Source organism: Streptomyces sp. JLBG701, from assembly GCF_058544905.1.
In genome coordinates this window covers 2721570-2740077 of record NZ_CM178588.1, presented here as the reverse complement: position 1 = coordinate 2740077, position 18508 = coordinate 2721570, and the positions used below count along the sequence as shown (strand labels likewise).

Annotated in this window: 22 protein-coding genes; 14 read left to right on the top strand and 8 right to left on the bottom strand. The window is 70.9% G+C overall.

What is annotated here, in order from left to right; translation table 11 throughout:
• Positions 1 to 23 precede the first annotated feature (23 nt).
• Positions 24 to 437: a VOC family protein gene (locus AC5DRG_RS12540; RefSeq protein ID WP_491810213.1), complete on the bottom strand. Its 414-nt coding sequence runs from the start codon at positions 435 to 437 to the stop codon at positions 24 to 26.
• 373 nt (positions 438 to 810) lie between these two features.
• Between AC5DRG_RS12540 and AC5DRG_RS12535 the strand changes: the two genes are divergently transcribed.
• From AC5DRG_RS12535 to AC5DRG_RS12520, 4 genes are all read left to right on the top strand, one after another.
• Positions 811 to 1575: a hypothetical protein gene (locus AC5DRG_RS12535; protein WP_491810211.1), complete on the top strand. Its 765-nt coding sequence runs from the start codon at positions 811 to 813 to the stop codon at positions 1573 to 1575.
• A 91-nt stretch (positions 1576 to 1666) separates the two neighbouring features.
• Positions 1667 to 3265, top strand: coding sequence for an ABC-F family ATP-binding cassette domain-containing protein (locus AC5DRG_RS12530; RefSeq protein ID WP_491810209.1), 1599 nt, complete (start codon positions 1667 to 1669; stop codon positions 3263 to 3265).
• A 335-nt stretch (positions 3266 to 3600) separates the two neighbouring features.
• The gene (locus AC5DRG_RS12525) at positions 3601 to 3822 is read left to right on the top strand and encodes a helix-turn-helix domain-containing protein (protein ID WP_006123601.1); all 222 of its coding nucleotides are present in this window, start codon (positions 3601 to 3603) and stop codon (positions 3820 to 3822) included.
• A gap of 116 nt (positions 3823 to 3938) precedes the next feature.
• Positions 3939 to 4727 (top strand): enoyl-CoA hydratase/isomerase family protein, encoded by a 789-nt coding sequence (locus AC5DRG_RS12520; RefSeq protein WP_491810198.1) that lies wholly within the window; start codon positions 3939 to 3941, stop codon positions 4725 to 4727.
• A 4-nt stretch (positions 4728 to 4731) separates the two neighbouring features.
• Here the strand turns inward: AC5DRG_RS12520 and AC5DRG_RS12515 are convergent, their stop codons facing one another.
• Entirely contained in the window at positions 4732 to 5448 is a 717-nt protein-coding gene (locus AC5DRG_RS12515; protein ID WP_491810196.1) for a nucleopolyhedrovirus P10 family protein, read from the bottom strand.
• A gap of 87 nt (positions 5449 to 5535) precedes the next feature.
• On the opposite strand from AC5DRG_RS12515, the gene AC5DRG_RS12510 reads away from it, so the two are divergent.
• The 5 genes from AC5DRG_RS12510 to amaP are packed head-to-tail and all read left to right on the top strand — an operon-like array spanning position 5536 to position 7855.
• A complete protein-coding gene (locus AC5DRG_RS12510; protein ID WP_491810195.1) occupies positions 5536 to 6027 on the top strand; it encodes an Asp23/Gls24 family envelope stress response protein in 492 nt (163 codons plus the stop codon).
• A 16-nt stretch (positions 6028 to 6043) separates the two neighbouring features.
• Entirely contained in the window at positions 6044 to 6229 is a 186-nt protein-coding gene (locus AC5DRG_RS12505) for a hypothetical protein (protein WP_491810194.1), read from the top strand.
• A 5-nt stretch (positions 6230 to 6234) separates the two neighbouring features.
• Positions 6235 to 6609 carry an Asp23/Gls24 family envelope stress response protein gene (locus AC5DRG_RS12500; RefSeq protein WP_491810192.1) on the top strand — a complete coding sequence of 125 codons (375 nt, stop codon included), beginning with the start codon at positions 6235 to 6237 and terminating at the stop codon, positions 6607 to 6609.
• Positions 6606 to 7271: a DUF6286 domain-containing protein gene (locus AC5DRG_RS12495; RefSeq protein ID WP_491810190.1), complete on the top strand. Its 666-nt coding sequence runs from the start codon at positions 6606 to 6608 to the stop codon at positions 7269 to 7271. The genes AC5DRG_RS12500 and AC5DRG_RS12495 overlap by 4 nt, the downstream gene beginning before the upstream one ends.
• Positions 7272 to 7276: 5 nt before the next feature.
• The gene (gene amaP, locus AC5DRG_RS12490; protein ID WP_491810188.1) at positions 7277 to 7855 is read left to right on the top strand and encodes an alkaline shock response membrane anchor protein AmaP; all 579 of its coding nucleotides are present in this window, start codon (positions 7277 to 7279) and stop codon (positions 7853 to 7855) included.
• Positions 7856 to 7937: 82 nt separating this feature from the next.
• Here amaP and AC5DRG_RS12485 read toward each other — a convergent pair whose 3' ends face one another.
• From AC5DRG_RS12485 to AC5DRG_RS12460, 6 genes are all read right to left on the bottom strand, one after another.
• Complete coding sequence (locus tag AC5DRG_RS12485) at positions 7938 to 8693, bottom strand: SDR family oxidoreductase (protein ID WP_491810186.1); 756 nt, start codon at positions 8691 to 8693, stop codon at positions 7938 to 7940.
• 5 nt (positions 8694 to 8698) lie between these two features.
• Positions 8699 to 10483, bottom strand: coding sequence for a glycoside hydrolase family 15 protein (locus AC5DRG_RS12480; protein WP_491810184.1), 1785 nt, complete (start codon positions 10481 to 10483; stop codon positions 8699 to 8701).
• An 84-nt stretch (positions 10484 to 10567) separates the two neighbouring features.
• Positions 10568 to 11359, bottom strand: a complete 792-nt coding sequence (locus AC5DRG_RS12475) for an SURF1 family cytochrome oxidase biogenesis protein (RefSeq protein WP_491810182.1) — start codon at positions 11357 to 11359, stop codon at positions 10568 to 10570.
• Between the two features lie 61 nt (positions 11360 to 11420).
• A complete protein-coding gene (locus AC5DRG_RS12470; RefSeq protein ID WP_079041440.1) occupies positions 11421 to 11654 on the bottom strand; it encodes a hypothetical protein in 234 nt (77 codons plus the stop codon).
• A 79-nt stretch (positions 11655 to 11733) separates the two neighbouring features.
• Positions 11734 to 12729: a DEDDh family exonuclease gene (locus AC5DRG_RS12465; RefSeq protein ID WP_491810180.1), complete on the bottom strand. Its 996-nt coding sequence runs from the start codon at positions 12727 to 12729 to the stop codon at positions 11734 to 11736.
• 53 nt (positions 12730 to 12782) lie between these two features.
• Positions 12783 to 13445: a TetR/AcrR family transcriptional regulator gene (locus AC5DRG_RS12460; protein WP_491810178.1), complete on the bottom strand. Its 663-nt coding sequence runs from the start codon at positions 13443 to 13445 to the stop codon at positions 12783 to 12785.
• A gap of 101 nt (positions 13446 to 13546) precedes the next feature.
• Between AC5DRG_RS12460 and AC5DRG_RS12455 the strand changes: the two genes are divergently transcribed.
• The 5 genes from AC5DRG_RS12455 to AC5DRG_RS12435 are packed head-to-tail and all read left to right on the top strand — an operon-like array spanning position 13547 to position 18507.
• Positions 13547 to 14344 (top strand): acetoacetate decarboxylase family protein, encoded by a 798-nt coding sequence (locus AC5DRG_RS12455; RefSeq protein WP_491810176.1) that lies wholly within the window; start codon positions 13547 to 13549, stop codon positions 14342 to 14344.
• Positions 14344 to 15228 (top strand): SDR family NAD(P)-dependent oxidoreductase, encoded by an 885-nt coding sequence (locus AC5DRG_RS12450; protein WP_491810174.1) that lies wholly within the window; start codon positions 14344 to 14346, stop codon positions 15226 to 15228. The genes AC5DRG_RS12455 and AC5DRG_RS12450 overlap by 1 nt, the downstream gene beginning before the upstream one ends.
• A 9-nt stretch (positions 15229 to 15237) precedes the next feature.
• The gene (locus tag AC5DRG_RS12445; RefSeq protein WP_491810172.1) at positions 15238 to 16515 is read left to right on the top strand and encodes an amidohydrolase family protein; all 1278 of its coding nucleotides are present in this window, start codon (positions 15238 to 15240) and stop codon (positions 16513 to 16515) included.
• Positions 16512 to 17768 carry an amidohydrolase family protein gene (locus tag AC5DRG_RS12440; RefSeq protein WP_491810170.1) on the top strand — a complete coding sequence of 419 codons (1257 nt, stop codon included), beginning with the start codon at positions 16512 to 16514 and terminating at the stop codon, positions 17766 to 17768. Before AC5DRG_RS12445 ends, AC5DRG_RS12440 begins: the two co-directional genes overlap by 4 nt.
• A 25-nt stretch (positions 17769 to 17793) precedes the next feature.
• The gene (locus AC5DRG_RS12435) at positions 17794 to 18507 is read left to right on the top strand and encodes a VIT1/CCC1 transporter family protein (RefSeq protein WP_491810168.1); all 714 of its coding nucleotides are present in this window, start codon (positions 17794 to 17796) and stop codon (positions 18505 to 18507) included.
• Position 18508 lies beyond the last annotated feature (1 nt).

Sequence of the window (18508 nt, the reverse complement as noted above, 5' to 3'; positions counted from 1 at the left end):
GAAGGGCTGGCCCGGCGGGGGTGTCAGCCCTGTATCTCGGGGGCGTAGGTGCCGAAGCTCCAGATGTTGCCCTCGACGTCGCGGGCCATGTAGTCCCGCGAGCCGTACTCCTGGTCCGTCGGGGGCATCAGGATCTCCGCGCCGTGGTCCACGGCGCGCCGGTGGTGTGCGTCGACGTCGTCCACGACGACGTACACCCCCGTCGTGCCCGCTTCCTTCATCGCCGTGTCGAAGACACCGCCGCGGCCCTTCGAGCCGACCATCACCGCGCCGTTGCCCTGCACCAGCTCGGCGTGCATCACCGAACCGTCCTCGCCCTCGTACACCGACAGCTCGGTGAAACCGAAGGCCTCCGTGAGCTGCTTGATCGCCGCCTTGGCGTCCGTGTACAGCAGCGTGGGGTAGATGCTCGGACGCCCACCGCCCGTCCCTGCCATGCCGATCACTCCCTTGTGACTCGGTGCCGGAAATCCGCTGGAAAATCAGCCTGCGCCCAGTCTTGCACCGACCACTGACAACGCCCCGCCGAGCGGGAATCCGCCTGCTCAGCGGAACGTGTTGCACTGCGAGGAGCAGGGAGATCAGACCGGCGCCGCCGCCGACTGTCGCCTTGCGTACGGTGCTGCTCGGGGTCGCTCTGGCGCCATCCTCGCCCGGCCCCCGTCCGCCCGCCCGTCGCCCGCCGGGCGGAGGTCCGAACGGGGGACGCGCCCCGGCATGTCCGCCGTGTCGCGACGGCAGGCCGCGTCGCCCCTCGCGCGCGTGGCTACGCTCTGCGCCTGATCCGTGGGGGTTTCCGAAGGGGGAGTGGTGGTCGTTCCACCGGTCGTGGCCGAGCCGAGGGACGCCCCACCGGCCGTTCCGGGGTTCCCTCCGGCACCCGCCGCGGGCCGCCGCCTCCTCTCCGCGGCCCTCGCCCTCCTCCTCGCGGCCCCTGTCCTCGCGGCGGCCCACCAGGCGCGCCCCGCGCCCTACGGAGACCACCTCGTCGCGAGCACGCTCCACGCGCGCGTGGAGCACACCGCGCGGCTGCGCACCGGCACGGGGACCGTCGAGGCGTACGACCCGACCACCGGCGTCTTGCTTTGGCGCCACGCGCGTGAAGGCCGCCGTCCGCTCACCGTCGTGCCCGCGCGCGGGGACGCGATCGCGCTCTGGGACGACGGTCTCCTCACCGCCACCGACGGCCGCTCCGTGCGCTGGCACCGAGCCCTGCCCGCGGCCGCCGACTGGCTGCCCGCCCAGGGCGGCACCGGCGTCCTGCGCCCCCTGGGCCGGGGCATGCTCGCCGTCGTCACCCCGATGCGCGTCGCCGCGTACCGCACCGCCGACGGCGACCTGCGCTGGGTGCTGCCCGCGCGTGAGGGCTGCGCCTTCGAACCCGCGCGTGCTCTACATCACGGTGCGGCCCTGCTGCTCGCCCAGCCCTGCGCCGGCGTGGCCTGGACTGCCCAGCTCATCGCGGTGGACGACCTGGGACGGATCACCCCGCACCGCACACCTCTCGGCAACGACGTCCCCGGCAGGCGGCCCGAACACCCGAACGCACGAAAAGCGCTTGCACGGCCCCGTTAGACTTGGCCCATGGCCATTCTCCTCGCGCATTAGACGGCGGGAACGTCCTCAGCCGTCCACCCCGCCAACCACCCTGCCCTGGAGTCTGTCCGTGATCTCCGCCTCCGGTATCGAGCTGCGCGCCGGCGCCCGCGTCCTCATCGAGTCCGCCACCTTCCGTATCACGAAGGGCGACCGCATCGGTCTGGTCGGTCGCAACGGCGCCGGCAAGACGACCCTCACCAAGGTCCTCGCGGGTGAGGGCCAGCCCGCCGCGGGCCAGGTCGCCCGCTCCGGCGAGGTCGGCTACCTCCCCCAGGACCCCCGCACCGGCGACCTGGATGTGCTGGCCAGCGACCGCATCCTCTCCGCGCGCGGCCTGGACACCCTGATCCGCAAGATGCGGGAGAACGAGCAGCGCATCGCCAACGGCAGTGGCGCCACCCGCGAGAAGGCCCTGCGCCAGTACGAGCGCCAGGAGACGGAGTTCCTCACCAAGGGCGGTTACTCCGCCGAGGCCGAGGCCGCGACCATCGCCGCCGCGCTCAACCTGCCCGACCGGGTGCTCGGCCAGCCCCTGCACACGCTCTCCGGCGGTCAGCGCCGCCGTATCGAGCTGGCCCGGATCCTCTTCTCGGACGCGGACACGCTGCTCCTCGACGAGCCCACGAACCACCTCGACGCCGACTCGATCGTCTGGCTGCGGGACTACCTCAAGACCTACCGCGGCGGCTTCATCGTGATCTCCCACGACGTCGACCTGGTCGAGACGGTCGTCAACAAGGTGTTCTATCTGGACGCCAACCGCGCCCAGATCGACGTCTACAACATGGGCTGGAAGCTCTACCAGCAGCAGCGCGAGGCCGACGAGAAGCGCCGCAAGCGCGAGCGCCAGAACGCCGAGAAGAAGGCCGCGGCCCTCAACGCCCAGGCCGACAAGATGCGCGCCAAGGCCACCAAGACGGTCGCCGCGCAGAACATGGCCAAGCGGGCCGACCGACTGCTCGCCGGGCTCGACGCGGTGCGCGTCTCCGACAAGGTCGCCAAGCTCCGCTTCCCCGAGCCGGCCCCCTGCGGCAAAACCCCGCTGATGGCGGAGAGCCTGTCGAAGTCGTACGGCTCGCTGGAGATCTTCACCGACGTCGACCTGGCCATCGACAAGGGCTCCCGAGTCGTCATCCTCGGTCTCAACGGCGCCGGCAAGACGACCCTGCTGCGTCTGCTCGGCGGCGTCGAGACGCCCGACACCGGCGAGGTCGTCGAGGGCCACGGCCTCAAGCTCGGCTACTACGCCCAGGAGCACGAGACCCTCGACCCCGAGCGCACGGTCCTGGAGAACATGCGCTCCGCCAACCCCGACCTCGACCTGGTCGAGGTCCGCAAGACGCTCGGCTCGTTCCTGTTCTCCGGCGACGACGTCGACAAGCCCGCCGGCGTCCTCTCCGGCGGCGAGAAGACCCGTCTCGCCCTCGCGACCCTGGTCGTCTCCTCGGCGAACGTCCTGCTCCTCGACGAGCCCACGAACAACCTCGACCCGGCCAGCCGCGAGGAGATCCTCGGCGCGCTGCGCACCTACAAGGGAGCCGTCGTCCTCGTCACCCACGACGAGGGCGCCGTCGAGGCGCTCCAGCCGGAGCGGATCATTCTGCTGCCGGACGGCGTCGAGGACCTGTGGGGCGCGGACTACGCGGATCTCGTCGCCCTGGCTTGATCGAATGCGTGATCCACAGCGTATGGATCATTCGGCTTATCGGTGATCCATCATCTGTGTGAGATCTCCTCGTACCGAAGTGTGTCCTACATCCATTTCGCGGCCGAGCCCTTTATCGACAAGGGCTCGGCCGTCGTGCGTCTCTGACCAGGCACTTCGCCGGACAACCCGTTCGGCCGTACGGACAGCTCTGACAGGAATCACAGATTCCGCTTGTGGGGATGCGCTCCTGTCGTCAAAACCATGTCTCACGGACCTTGCCGAATGGGTGGCCATCGCGCCCCGGAGGGGTGATCATGAGGGGACCAGAGCGCACTTCCCATGAGGAGGCACGGGTGGCCGAGACTCTGAAGAAGGGCAGCCGGGTAACCGGCGCCGCGCGCGACAAGCTCGCGGCAGACCTGAAGAAGAAGTACGACTCCGGTGCGAGCATCCGAGCGTTGGCCGAGGAAACCGGTCGCTCGTATGGCTTCGTGCACCGGATGCTCAGCGAGTCGGGCGTCACGCTTCGTGGGCGTGGCGGGGCGACGCGGGGCAAGAAGGCCGCTTCGGCCTGACCCGGGCGGCCTGTCGTCTTCGATGGTGGCCACCCGGTCGGTCGGTTGACCGGCCGGGTGGTTACTGTGCAGTCACTTAGCATTGCTCTGCTGACCGCACTCATCGGAGGCGCCCCATGCCCGAAGCTCCCGTACTCGACAAGGACGGCGTACGGCTCACCGTCGACGACGCGATCGCCACGGTGACGCTGACCAATCCGGACAAGCGCAACGCGCAGAGCCCCGCTCTGTGGCGGGCGTTGACCGAGGCCGGTCGGCTGCTGCCGGGCTCCGTCCGCGTCGTCGCGCTGCGTGCCGAGGGCAAGTCGTTCTCGGCGGGACTCGACCGGCAGGCGTTCACGCCCGAGGGCTTCGACGGCGAGCCGTCGTTCATCGACCTCGCGCGTGGCGGCGACGCCGAGCTGGACGCGGCCATCGCCGAGTACCAGGAGGGTTTCACCTGGTGGCGGCGGAGCGACATCGTGTCCGTCGCGGCGGTGCAGGGCCATGCCATCGGCGCCGGGTTCCAGCTCGCCCTCGCCTGTGACCTGCGCGTCGTCGCGGACGACGTGCAGTTCGCCATGCGCGAGACCAGCCTCGGACTCGTACCGGACCTCACGGGCACCAACCCCCTCGTGAGCCTGGTCGGCTACGCCCGCGCGCTGGAGATCTGCGTGACGGGCCGCTTCGTCACGGCCGAGGAAGCCATCAGCACCGGCCTGGCGAACCTCGCCGTACCCGCAGAGCAACTCGACGAGGCGGTACGGGACCTGACGGCCGCGATCCTGGCCGCGCCCCGCGATGCCGTGATCGAGACCAAGGCCCTCCTGCGCGGAGCCCAGGACCGCGACTACGAGACCCAGCGCGCCGCCGAACGCCAGGCTCAGGCTCGCCGACTGCGCGACCTCGCGGGCGTCGGCGAGTAGTCCATCAGCCCACCACGACGGCGGTCACCAACACCGCCACCGTCGGAGAGTCGTCCAACGACTCCGACACCGCCGCGCGGACCTCCCGGGCCACGTCCAGGACCCGACGGTCCGCGCGCACGGCGATCTCCACCCTGACGTGACGCCGCGGCAGGACCGCCTCGCCCTGCCGCTCATCCATGTGTACGGCCCTCCCCAGCACGCCGGTCAGCCGAGCCACCCCCGCCACAGCGAGCGCCGCGGCCGCTGCCCGGGCCTCGTCGGGATCCGCGGATTCCCCGGCCTCCGCCGGCTGCGACGGTCGTACGGAATCAGCTTCCGTCTCTCCCTCCAGCAGCCCCGTCACCCGTAGGTCCACCTCGGTCACCACCAGCCCGAGCTGCTCCGTCGCCGCCGCTGCCAGGGCCCCGCGCAGCCGGGACGCCGAGGCGGGCAGCGGTTCGGCGGGCCACGCCGCGAAGTCCGCGGTGATCCGCAGGGCACCGGGCGGCAGCGCGCTCGGCGGCGCCGGTACGACAGGGGCCTGGGCGTCCTCCGGGTCGGCGAGGGCGATCCGCAGGACGTCCAGCCGTACGCCCGGCACGCCGGCCGCCGCGTGCCGCAGTACCGCCTCGGCCGCCCCCTCCGTGATCCATGCGCCGTCGGGCGCACGGCCCAGGGGCAGCAACCGCCCCAGCGCCAGTTGGTGCCGTACCGTCCGCGTCCACCGGTCAGCCGTCATTCCTCCAGCCTGCCGCATCCCCGGCGCGCCGGGGCGTCACCGCACTTACCGTGGTCACAGGAGGACAACCGAAAGGGATGTACGGCGATGACCGACATGACGGAACGGAACCGGACGCAAGCCTCCGAAGGGGAGAAGGAGCCGACGGTACAGACCCGCAAGGCCGTCAAACGCGGCGGCGGGGACCCGGGGGGCAGGGGGCGGACCACGATCGCCGACGGGGTCGTGGAGAAGATCGCCGGGCTGGCCGCGCGGGACGTCGTCGGCGTGCACGCGATGGGCAGCGGGCTGAGCCGCACCTTCGGCGCCGTACGGGACCGGGTGCCCGGCGGGGGCGGGTCCAAGTCGGTGACGCGGGGCGTCAAGGCCGAGGTCGGTGAGGTGCAGACCGCGCTCGACCTGGAGATCGTCGTCGACTACGGCGTGTCGATCGCCGATGTCGCGCGTGTCGTGCGCGAGAACGTGATCGCGGCCGTCGAGCGGATGACCGGGCTCGAAGTCGTCGAGGTCAACATCGCGGTGAGTGATGTGAAGCTGCCGGAGGAAGAAGACGAGGAGCCGGAGCCCCGGATCCAGTGAGCCCGAGGAGCGCAGCATGAGCAGGGCCCTGATCGGCATGATCGCCGGAATGGCGCTGGGATTCGCCGGATACTTCGGCGGGTTCGGCGCCTTCCTGCTGGTGGCTGCCCTGGGCGCCGTCGGCTTCGTCGTCGGCCGGTTCCTGGAGGGGGACCTGGACATCGGCGACTTCTTCCGCTCGCGTGACGACCGGAAACGGTGACGGCCATGGTCGAGGGGGCCGGTGAGCTTCGCAGACCCCCGACGGTCGTCGAGCCGGGCGAGCGCGGTGCGACCCGGATCGCCGACCGGGTCGTCGCGAAGATCGCCTCACAGGCCGCACACGAGGCCCTCGGCCCCCTGCCCCCGGACGCCGTCCCCCCGCACGCCACGGTCGTCGTCCACCACGAAACCGCCCGGATCCGCGTCAACGTCGAACTCGCCTACCCGACCGACATCGGTCACCAGTGCGGTGCCGTGCGTCGTCACGTCACTCAGCGGGTAGTCGCATTGGTGGCTATGGAGGTGCACGAGGTAACCGTCCAGGTGGAGCGCCTGCACCTGACACCGACACCCGGCGCGACGCACGGGAGGACGCAATGAGCGAGTCCCAGGGGTCCGAGAGCACACAACGGCTGCCCGTCATCGAGAAGGCGGTCGAGGGCGACCTCGACCAGTCCACGTCGGCGGCGGCCTACGAGCGCGTAGGCGACGAGAAGAAGCAGGGCGGCCGCTTCTGGTCAACACGCCGCGCCCCCGCGGCAGTTGTCGCCCTGCTGCTCCTCGCCACCGCGGGACTCTTTCTCTACGACATCGCCGCCGTGCGCGCCGACCGGCCGGCCATGCGATGGCGCCGCGAACTGGCCCGGCAACTGGCCGAACGCCCCCTCGACGACACCTGGGTCCTGGTCGGCGCGGGCATCGCCGCGGCCCTGGGCCTCTGGCTGATCGTGCTCGCCGTCACGCCCGGCCTGCGCGCCGTCCTGCCGATGCGCCCCGCACACGCCGATGTCCGGGCCGGCCTGTACCGGGCCGCCGCCGCGACGGTGCTGCGCGACCGGGCCATGGAGGTCTCCGGAGTCCAGTCGGTACGGGTAAGGATGAGCCGCACCCGCGCCGACGTCCGCGCGGTCTCCCACTTCCGCGAACTCGACGAGGTACGCGCCGACCTGGACACCACACTCGCCGAAGCGATCAGGGGCCTGGGCCTGACCCGCCCACCCGCGCTGTCGGTACGCGTGGGCCGCCCCGGACGGAAGGGCTGAGGACCATGCTGAGAATCGTGAACCGCGTGGCGCTCGGCTTTGTGGGCCTGCTGCTGCTCCTGCTGGGCGGCTCGGTACTCGCCGTGGGCCTGGGCGCTCCGGCCCCTTCTTGGTGGATCCACGACAGCCGCCACGACGTACTCCTCAACAACACCGAGCGCACCCGCTGGCACGACGACGGCTGGTGGTGGCCAACGGTCCTGGCCGTACTGGCGATGCTGGTCCTACTGTCCCTGTGGTGGCTCACGGCGAACCTTCGCCGACGCCGCCTGACCGAGGTACTGGTCGACACCGGCGACGGCGAGGGCGCCCTGCTACGAGGCCGAGCCCTGGAGGGCGTATTGGCGAGCGAGGCAGGAGCCCTGGACGGAGTGGCCCGAGCCCAGGTCCTGCTCACAGGACGCAGAAGCGCCCCCGAGACACAGGTACAGCTTTTGTTGGAGCCCCATGTGGATCCAGGGACGGCACTCGACCACCTGACGAGCCAGGCCCTGACACACGCCCGAGATTCAGCGGGCCTGTCAGCGCTCCCGGCGGAGGTAAGGATGAGGGGAGTCAAACACAGGGCAGAGAGGGTGACTTGAAACCCCCGGGTAGTGCAACTCCCTCAGGGGCGCGGGGAACTGCGCGACCAGCCCCCACCGCCCCGCAGCCGGCAATGGTGGGTCAGAACCCGTGCCGCATCCCGCCATCAACTGGCAGCATGACCCCCGTCAGATAAGACGCAGCCGGCGACAACAAGAACGCCGCCGCCCGCCCAAACTCCTCCGGCGCCCCATACCGCCGCAACGGAATCCGAGACTCGTTCGCGGCACGCGTAGCCTCAGGATCCGCAGACAACCCGTCCAGCTCGCGCACGCGATCCGTATCGATACGAGCCGGCAGCAACCCCACCACCCGAATCCCCCGCGGCCCCAACTCGTCGGACAGCGACTTGGCAAACCCGGCAAGCCCCGGCCGCAGCCCGTTGGAGATGGTCAGCCCAGGAATCGGTTCGTGCACCGACCCGGACAGCACGAACCCGATGACCCCGCCCGCCTCCAGCTCAACCGCAGCCGCCCGCGCAAGCCGAACCGCGCCAAGGAACACCGACTCGAACGCCGCCAGCCACTGCTCATCCGTGTTGTCGGCGACAAACCCGGGCGCCGGCCCCCCGACACTGACGAGAATCCCGTCAAATCCCCCGAAGTGCTCACGCGCCGCCGCGATCAACCGCGCCGCCGCCTCCGGATCGGCGTTGTCCACGGCCACCCCGACCGCGTTCGCCCCCAGCGCGGCCGCCGCGTCGGCGACGTGCTTCTCATCCCGCCCCGTGATGACCACCTTCGCCCCGTCACCCACGAGCTCGCGCGCGGCGGCGTTGCCCAGTCCCCGAGTCGCTCCGGTGACGACGTACACCCGGTCCTTCAGTCCAAGATCCATGGCCCCTATCCTGCCCCGTCGCCCCCGAACAGAGCGAGGGCGGTGTTCACCAGGCCGATGTGGCTGAACGCCTGCGGGAAGTTGCCGAGCTGGCGTCCGGCCACCGGGTCGTACTCCTCCGACAACAGTCCCACGTCGTTGGTGAGCCCCACCAGACGCTCGAACAACTCCCGGGCCGCCTTCGTACGACCCGTCAGATGCAGCGCGTCCACGAGCCAGAACGAGCACGCCAGGAAGGTGCCCTCGCCGCCGGGAAGCCCGTCGACGGGGGTGTCGGCGGCGTCGTAACGGCGTACGAAACCGTCGTGGCCGAGTTCCTCGCGGACCGCGTCGACCGTGCCGACGACACGCGGATCGTCGGGCGGCAGGAAGCCGACGCGGGGGATGAGCAGCAGGGCGGCGTCCAGTTCGCGCGAGCCGTAGTACTGCGTGAAGGTGTTCCGCACCGGGTCGTAGCCCTTCTCGCACACCTCCCGGTGCACCTCGTCACGCAGCTCGCGCCAGCCGTCGATGTCCCCGGGCAGGTCGGCGTACTCCTCAATCGCGCGTACGGCCCGGTCGGCGGCCACCCACACCATGACCTTCGAGTGCACGAAGTGCCGGCGGCCGCCGCGCACCTCCCACAGGCCCTCGTCCGGCTGCCGCCACTGCGCGCGCAGCCACTCAAGGAGCACGCCCTGGAGCGACCACATTTGGGGCTTGGGCGAAAGCCCCGCGCGCCGGGCCAGCCACAGCGAGTCCAGGACCTCGCCGTACACGTCCAGTTGGAGCTGGGTCACCGCGCCGTTGCCGATTCGGACGGGGGCCGAGCCGGCGAAGCCGGAAAGGTGCGGCAGTTCGAACTCGGGGAGCCGGCGCTCGCCCGCCACGCCGTACATGATCTGCAGATCCGCCGGATCGCCGGCGACCGCGCGCAGCAGCCAGTCGCGCCAGGCCTCGGCCTCCTCCTGGTAGCCGGCCGAGACGAGTGCGCCCAGGGTGAGGGTGGAGTCGCGCAGCCAGCAGTAGCGGTAGTCCCAGTTGCGGACGCCGCCCATCTTCTCGGGCAGCGAGGTGGTGGCCGCGGCGACGATGCCGCCGGTCGGGCGGTAGGTGAGGGCCTTGAGGGTGATCAGGGACCGTACGACCGCGTCCCGGTAGGGGCCGTCGTATCGGCAGCGGGCCGTCCAGCGCTTCCAGTCCGCGACGCTGGCGCTCAGCGAGAGGTACGGGTCGACGAGCTGAGGGCGTGGCTCGTGCGAGGGGTGCCAGGTGAGGACGAAGGCGACCTTCTCGCCTGCCGCGACGGTGAACTCCGAGAGTGTGCCGAAGTCCTCGCCCCAGGTGCGTACCTCGGGCTCACTGCGCAGCCACACCGAGTCGGGGCCCGCGACGGCCACCCGGTGTCCGTCGGCCCTGCGCATCCACGGCACGATCGAGCCGTAGTCGAAGCGGAGTCGGAGCGTGCTGCGGACGGTGACCTTGCCGCTGAGGCCTTCCACGATGCGTACGACATCGGGGGCGCGGTGGCGCTGGGGCATCAGGTCGGTGACGCGTACCGTGCCCTCGTCGGTGTCCCACTCGGTGTCCAGGACCAGGGTGTCGGGGCGGTAGGCGCGGCGGGTGCAGCGGTCCGCGCCCTTGGGGGCGATGCGCCAGTGGCCGTTGTCCTTGTCGCCGAGAAGTTTGGCGAAGCAGGCGGCGGAGTCGAAGCGGGGCAGGCACAGCCAGTCGACGGAGCCGTCCATGCCGACCAGGGCGGCGGTCTGTTCGTCGCCGATGAGGGCGTAGTCCTCGATACGCGGGTGCACGGGGTGCGGGTTCCCGGCGTGGGGTGGGGGCAATCAGGGTGGGGCCGGGCGGGTGAGTGCGCTGCGCCACCCTCGGCCCTGCCGCTACACCGCCGCCGGTTCCGCTTCCGCCGTCTGCTCCTGGGCCGCGGCCTCAGCCCGGTCGCGGAGCTCGCGCCGGACCAGGACCACCCAGCCCACCGGTACGGCCGCGGCGAACAGCCACCACTGGATCATGTACGCGTAGTTCAGCGGGGCGTCTTCCTTGCCCGGGTCGGAGATCTGCTGGGGGGTGTCGCCCTTGGGCTCCGGTGCCGTCTGCTGGATGTAGCCGCCGAGCACCTCGGTGCCGAGGCGCCGCGCCTGCTCCTCGCTGTTGATCAGCATGATCTGGCGGTCCGGCAGCCCCTTGATGTCCTTGATGCCGCTCGCCGCGGTCGTCTCGTCGGCCATCAGCCGCCCGGTGACGGTGGTCTTGCCGGCGGGCGGGGCGGGGACCTTCGGGAAGGCGGTCTGCGCGGCGGCCGCGGGGATCCAGCCGCGGTTGACCAGGAGCACCTTGCCGTCGTCGAGGACGAACGGGGTGAGGACATGGAAGCCGACCTCGTCGTCGGCGTTGACGCGGCGCCGGACGACGACTTCATGAGCGGTGTCGAAGGTGCCCGTCGCGGTGACCGTGCGGTACCGCTCGGTGCTGGTGACGCTGTGTCCGGGGGAGGTCAGCTGCTCCACGGGTACCGGCTTCGCGGACAGCGCGTCGGTGACCAGCTGGTTGCGGGCACTGCGCATCTCGTAGCGGCTCTGCTGCCAGAAGCCCAGTTCGATCATCGTCGGGATGAGCGCAATGGCCACGAGGGTGAGAATCACCCATTGGCGGGACAACAGGAAGCGGTACACCCCACGACCGTACAACTCGGTCGTGGGGCGTACGGAGCCGGGTGCCGCCTCGTGCCGCGCCTCACACCTTGTCGACGATCCCCACCCTTCCCTCCGCCCGGGCACAGTGGGCGCCGCAGTACCAGTGGCCCTCCACCTCGACGCCCTGGCCGATGATCTGGACCCGGCAGTGCTCGCAGATGGGTGCCATGCGGTGGATCGCGCAGGAGAAGCAGTCGAAGACGTGCACCGCGCCCTGCGCGTGCACCTCGAAGGTCATCCCGTAGTCATTGCCACAAACTTCGCATCTCGCCATGCGCCACAGGGTGGGCCGTCGGTGCCGCGCGGGCGAGCGGGCGGCGGGCGAGTCGCGTCGCAATCACCCGTCCGTACGGTCAGCCTTCCGACGCCGGTGCGACATTGCTCAGCAGTTGTCCGAACGCCGCCTCGTCGACCACCGGTGTGCCGTACTGGCGGGCCTTGACCACCTTGGACGTGCCCGAGTCCGGGTCGTTCGTGACGAGCAGGCTGGTCAGCCGGGACAGGCTCGTCGCGACATGCAGCCCGGCCTCCGCCGCGCGGTCCTCCAGCAGCTCGCGCTCGATCGAGGTGTCCCCGGAGAACGCGACCCGCATGCCCTGCTTGAGAGGTTTGCCGTCTTCGTAGCGGCCCGGGTTGGGATAGGGGCATGCAGGCCTTTTGCGGGAGGGGCGCCAAGTGCCGGGCCGGTAGCTGCCGTAGCCGCCCGACTGCTGTCCGATCCGGGCCGCGGGCGGCCGGTCGGACCACTCCGTCAGCGGCCGGCACTCGTGCAGCGGCAGCCGTACGCCGACCTCCGCCGCCGCTCGCAGACTGGGCCGGAACGCCTCCGCGAGCACGCGCGCGTCGTCCAGCGCGTGGTGCGCCCGCTGCTGTACGACGCCGAAGTGGGCGGCCAGCGACTCCAGCTTGTGGTTGGGCAGCGGAAGGCCCAGTTCCTTGGAGAGCGCGATGGTGCACAGCCGCTGCCGCACCGGCGCCTCGCGCTCCGCGCGCGCGTACTCCCGGGCGATCATCTGCCAGTCGAAGACGGCGTTGTGCGCGACGAGGACCCGGCCCTCCAGGCGGGTCGCGAACTCCTCCGCGATCTCCCCGAAGAGGGGCGCGCCCTCCAGCACGTCGCTCGTCAGACCGTGGATCCACACCGGGCCCGGATCGCGCTCCGGGTTGACCATCGTGTACCAGTGGTCCTCGACCTCGCCGCGCGCGTCCAGCCGGTAGACGGCCGCGGAGATTATCCGGTCGTCCCGGGCAAGGCCGGTGGTCTCCACGTCAACGACCGCGTATCCCTGGGGATACGCGGCCGGCCACACGGTGGGGGAGGACGCTGCGGTCCCGCGGTCTTCGAGCATGGTCCATGAGGATACGGGTCGACACTGACAGTGCCGCGCGCACCCGTTTTCGCTCACCTTTCCGCAGACGTGTGCGCGGGCGCTTCCGCGGATGTGCTCGCGGGTGCGAGCAGGGATGCCACCAACGCCCGTACGGACGTGACGAACAGCCGCTCCTCGTCCACCGGGCGGGCCAACGCCCGTGCAAGGCCCGGGTCCTGGCCCGCGGTGGAGGTCCGCCAGAAGGTCTCCTCGGCGGGGTGCTGGGCGGGCGCGCGCTGCCGGTTGCGTTCTACGAGTACGAAGCCGACGACCTGGAACTGCACGGCCCGTACGGCCTCCGCCGCGCGTGCGCCGCTCAGTCCCGCCGCCCGCACCTCCCGCACCAGCGCCCTCTGCGCCGGCAGGAACATGCGCTCGGTCAGGCCGCGCTCGTGGACCATCGCGACCAGATGCGGATGCTCGCGCAGTTGCCGCCGCAGGGCGCGGGCCACGGAGACGACGCGCTGCTCGGGGGTGCGTCCGGCGGGGCGGATCTCGCCGAGGTCGGCGATGGTCCGCTCGACGAGCGCGTCCAGCAGGGACTCGCGGTTGCCGATGTGCCAGTAGATCGAGGTGACCGCGGTGCCCAGCTCGGCCGCGAGCTTGCGCATCGTCAGGGCCTGCGGACCATGCTGCTTCACCAGGTTCGCGGCCGCGTCCAGAACCTGGTCCCGGGTGAGTGCGGGTCTCGCCATCGGGCCCCCAAGTCCACTTCGTGCACGCGTATTTACCCAGCACGAGGTCTCCTGTAACTGTGTTACAGGTGACGGCCCGTCAAAATGAAGGGCGGTACGACATGGCACGCGTACGTTACGGCGCACGGACCGAGGCGGAGATCGCCGCCGCGCGCACCGCGAACTCCCGGCTCCCCGACATCTGGTCCACCGGCGTGGTGGCCCTGTGGGAGACCGACCCGGACGCGGTCGCGGCGGTCCTGCCCCCACCCCTCAAACCCACCGGACGGCCGCTGGTGCGGGTGAACATCAGCAAGGTCGACCTGCCCGGATATCCGCTGGGCGCGGGCTCGTTCGCGGTCGCCGCCGCCCATGACGGCGTCGACGGCTGGTACCCGCTGGTCATGCCGATGACCCACGAACGCGCGCTGACCGGCGGCCGTGAGGTCTTCGGCGAGCCCAAGAAACTCGGCGAGGTGACCGTCGAACGCGACGGCCTCGTCGTCCGCGCCCTGCTCGCCCGGCACGGCATCGCCTTCGTGGAAGTGCGCGGCGCGGTGAGCGGAGACCTGCCGCTGCCCGAGCCGGTGCAGAAGACCGACTTCTACTTCAAGTTCCTGCCCGCGGTGGACGGTTCGGGCTTCGACGCCGACCCGGTGCTCGTGCACTGTCTGCGCAACGAGAAGGTGCGCAGACTGGAGCGGATCACCGGCGACGTCGTCCTGCGCGAGTCGATGTACGACCCGGTCGCCGACCTCCCCGTCCGCAGCCTCGTCGGGATCACGATCGGCGAGAAGACCACCGACCAGCGCGGCAAGGTCGTCGAACGGGTCAGCGGGCGGGCCCTGTTGCCGTACATCCACCAGCGCTACGACGATCCCCGGCAGATCCTCGACGGGCCGCCCGAGGGGAGCGTCTGATGGAGTTGCGGGAAGGCCAGGTCGCCGTCGTCACCGGAGCGGCGAGCGGCATCGGGCTCGCGATGGCACGCCGGTTCGCCGCCGAGGGACTGAAGGTGGTCCTCGCCGACGTCGAGGAGGCCGCGCTGGAGAAGGCCGCCGCGGCCCTGCGCGCGGACGGCGCCGACGTGCACGCGCGCGTGGTCGACGTCGGCGAACGCGAACAGGTCCTGGAACTCGCCGAGTCGGCGTACCGGACGTACGGAACCGTCCACGTCCTGTGCAACAACGCCGGCGTCGGCTCGGGCGCCGAGGGCCGCATGTGGGAGCACGAACCGAACGACTGGAAGTGGGCCTTCGCCGTCAACGTGTGGGGCGTCTTCCACGGAATCCAGGCGTTCGTACCGCGGATGCTCGCGTCGGGCGAGCCCGGTCACGTGGTCAACACCTCGTCCGGCGACGGCGGCATCGCGCCCCTGCCCACCGCCTCCGTGTACGCCGTCACCAAGGCGGCCGTCGTCACGATGACCGAGTCCCTGTACGCGCACCTGAAGGCGGAGCACGCGCGCGTGGGCGCCTCGGTGCTCTTCCCGGGGCCGCACATGCTGCGCACGGGCCTGTGGGAGTCGTACCGCAACAGGCCGGACCGGTACGCCAAACAGAGGCCCCGCAAGACCCCGTACCGCAGCCTCGACCAGTGGGAGCAGGCGATGAAGGAGGCCGGCCGGGAGGTCGCCTTCACGCCTGTCGAGGAGGTCGCCGACCTCGTGGTGGACGGCATCCGCGCGGACCGCTTCTGGCTGCTTCCGGATAGCGAGCGCAGCGACGCCCAGATCCGGGCGCGGTCACAGTCGATGCTCGACCGCACGAACCCGGCGTACTTGGAGAACTTCATCCTCGACTGAGGAGCCGTCATGACGGAGCCCTATCTGATCATCTCCTCCGACTGCCACGCCGGGCTGCCCACCGAGGAGTACCGGCCCTATCTGGACGCCCGTTTCCACCGGGACTTCGACGAGTTCCTCGCGGGGCGCGACCGGCGCCGCGAGGAGATGACGCGGCTCGGCATCCGCAACGAGGCGTTCGCGACCAAGTGGTTCCAGGACAACGAGGAGGGCCTGCGCGGGGGTTGGGACACCGCGCAGCGACTCAAGGAGCTGGACGGGGACGGGGTGGCCGCCGAGGTGGTCTTCCCGGACGCCGACGCCGTGGACAGCCAGACCGCCGCGCCCTTCGGCGTGGGCCTCGGCCTCTCCGGCGACCAGGACCCGGAGTTGGGCATGGCGGGCGCGCAGGCGCACAACCGCTGGCTGGCCGACTTCGTCTCCGAGAACCCCGAACGGCACTGCGGGGTCGCCCTGTTGCCGGTGACGGCCCCCACGGAGAAGGTCGTCCACGAGGTGTACCGCGCCAAGGAGTCCGGTCTCGGCGCGCTGATGATCCCCTCCATGTGGGTCGACAAGGAGCCCTACCACGACCGCCGTTACGACCCCGTGTGGGCGGCGGCAGCGGAGTGCGGGATGCCGGTCCTCACCCACTCCGGAGCGGCCCCGCGTCACGAGTACGGCCACCACCTCGGGATCTTCGTCTCCGAGGTCACCTGGTGGCCGGCCAGGCCGTTGTGGTTCCTCCTGTGGTCCGGTGTCTTCGAGCGCCACCCCGGCCTCAAGTTCGGCGTCGCGGAGTCGGGTTGCTGGTGGCTGCCGAACCTCCTGTGGTTCATGGACCGCCTCTACCTGGGCGCGCACGGAGGCAAGAAGCTGTCCCCGTTCCAGGAGGTGAAGCGGCCCCCGCACGAGTACCTCGACCGCCAGGTCTTCATCTGCGCGACCAACACCAAGCGCCGCGAACTCGCCCAGCGCTACGAGATCGGCGTCGACAACATCCTCTGGGGCAGCGACTTCCCGCACCCCGAGGGCACCTGGCCGGACACGCGCGCGTGGCTGCGACGAACCTTCCACGACATCCCGGTGACGGAGACCCGCCGCATGCTCGGCCTGGCGGCGGCGGAGGTCTTCGGCTTCGACACCGCGAAGCTGGCCCCACTGGCCCGCCGCATCGGCCCCACCCCCGCCGACCTCGGCCAGTCCGACGACCAGACGGCCGTGGAGGCGTCCTGGGCGCGCTCGCGCGAGGTGGGTCGGCACTGGCTGACCGACCACGACTTCCCGGTGCTGGGGGTGACGCCATGAGCGAGGACCGGTACACGGTCATCTCGGCGGACTGCCACGCGGGCGCCGATCTCCTGGACTACAGGCCGTACTTGGAGAAGCGCTACCACGACGAGTTCGACGCGTGGGCGGCGACGTACGTCAATCCGTACGAGGACCTGGTCGCCGACACGGCCGACAAGAACTGGAACTCCGAGCGCCGACTGGCGGAGTTGGAGGAGGACGGGATCGTCGCGGAGGTCGTGTTCCCGAACACGATTCCGCCGTTCTTCCCGTCGGGCTCGCTGATGGCGCCGGCGCCCGCGCCCGAGGAGTTCGAGCGGCGCTGGGCGGGCCTGCGCGCCCACAACCGCTGGCTGGCGGACTTCTGCGCGGCCGCCCCGGGCCGCCGCGCGGGCGTCTTCCAGATCCTCCTGAACGACGTCGAGGAGGCCGTCAAGGAGATCCGCCGGTCGGCACAGGCGGGCCTGCGGGGCGGCCTGCTGCTGCCCGGCACTCCGCCGGGCTCGGGACTGCCCGAGCTGTACTCGTCGACGTACGACCCCATCTGGGGCGTCTGCGAGGAACTGAACATCCCCGTGAACCATCACGCGGGCTCGGCGTCCCCGCCCCTGGGCGACGAACCGGCGGCGCGCGCGGTCTTCATGGTCGAGACGACCTGGTTCTCCCACCGCGCGCTGTGGCACCTGATCTTCGGCGGCGCCTTCCGCCGCCACCCGGGCCTCAAGCTGGTGCTGACCGAGCAGGGTTCGGGCTGGATCCCCGGCGTGCTCGACATGCTGGACTACTACCACGGGCGGCTGGTCGCGGCGGCGACGAAAGCGTCTTCCACGTCTGCTTCTGCGTCTGCTTCCACGGCGGAGTCGAAGTTCGGAGCGGGGCTGGCGGCACGCATGGGCAAGGGCCCCTCGGCGGTGTGGCGGGACAACTGCTTCGTCGGCGCGAGCTTCATGCGCCCGCACGAGGTGCCGCTACGGGACCGGATCGGCGTCGAGAAGATCATGTGGGGGAGCGACTACCCGCACGACGAGGGAACGTACCCCTACTCCCGGGAGGGCCTGCGATACGCCTACGCGCGCGTGCCGAGGGACGAGGTCGCGGCGATGGTCGGCGGCAACGCCGCGCGCGTGTACGGCTTCGACCTGGAGACGCTGGACGCCGTGGCGGCCAAGGTGGGCCCCACCGTGGCGGAGATCGCCGAACCGCTGACCGACCCTCCGGCCGACGCGACGAGCCCGGTGTTCGCCCGAGGAGCGTCGGTACGGGTCTGGTGACGCCCGGGGTGCCATCCTCCGTCCTGTGACGGAACCAACGCATGAGGGCGAGGCCCACGGCGGCACACTCAGCTCCCGCCTGAACTGGCTGCGGGCTGCGGTCCTCGGCGCCAACGACGGCATCATCTCCACCGCCGGCCTCGTCGTCGGCGTGGCCGGCGCGACGAGTGACCGGTCGGCTCTGCTCACGGCGGGCCTGGCCGGGCTGCTCGCCGGGTCCATGTCCATGGCCGCGGGCGAGTACGTGTCCGTGTCCACGCAGAGGGACTCGGAGATGGCCGCGCTGGCCCAGGAGAGACGAGAGCTACGGGACCAACCGGAAGCCGAGTTGGAGGAACTGACCGAGCTGCTGGAGGACCGCGGGCTGTCCAGGAAGGTCGCGCTGGAAGCGGCCCTCCAGCTGACGGAACGGGACGCGCTGAAGGCCCACGCACGCGTGGAGCTCGGCATCGACCCCGACGACCTGACCAACCCCTGGCACGCGGCCTGGGCGAGCTTCCTGTCGTTCACGGTGGGCGCGCTGCTCCCCCTGCTGGCCATCGTGCTGCCGCCTTCCGACTGGCGGCTCCTGGTGACGGTGGTGTCGGTGCTGGGCGCGCTGGTGCTCACCGGGTGGAGCAGCGCGCGGTTGGGGGCGGCGGATGTGGGGCGGGCGGTGCGGAGGAATGTGGTGGGCGGGGCGTTGGCTATGGGGGTTACTTATGGGGTGGGGGTTCTGTTGGGGGCGGCGGGGGCGTGAG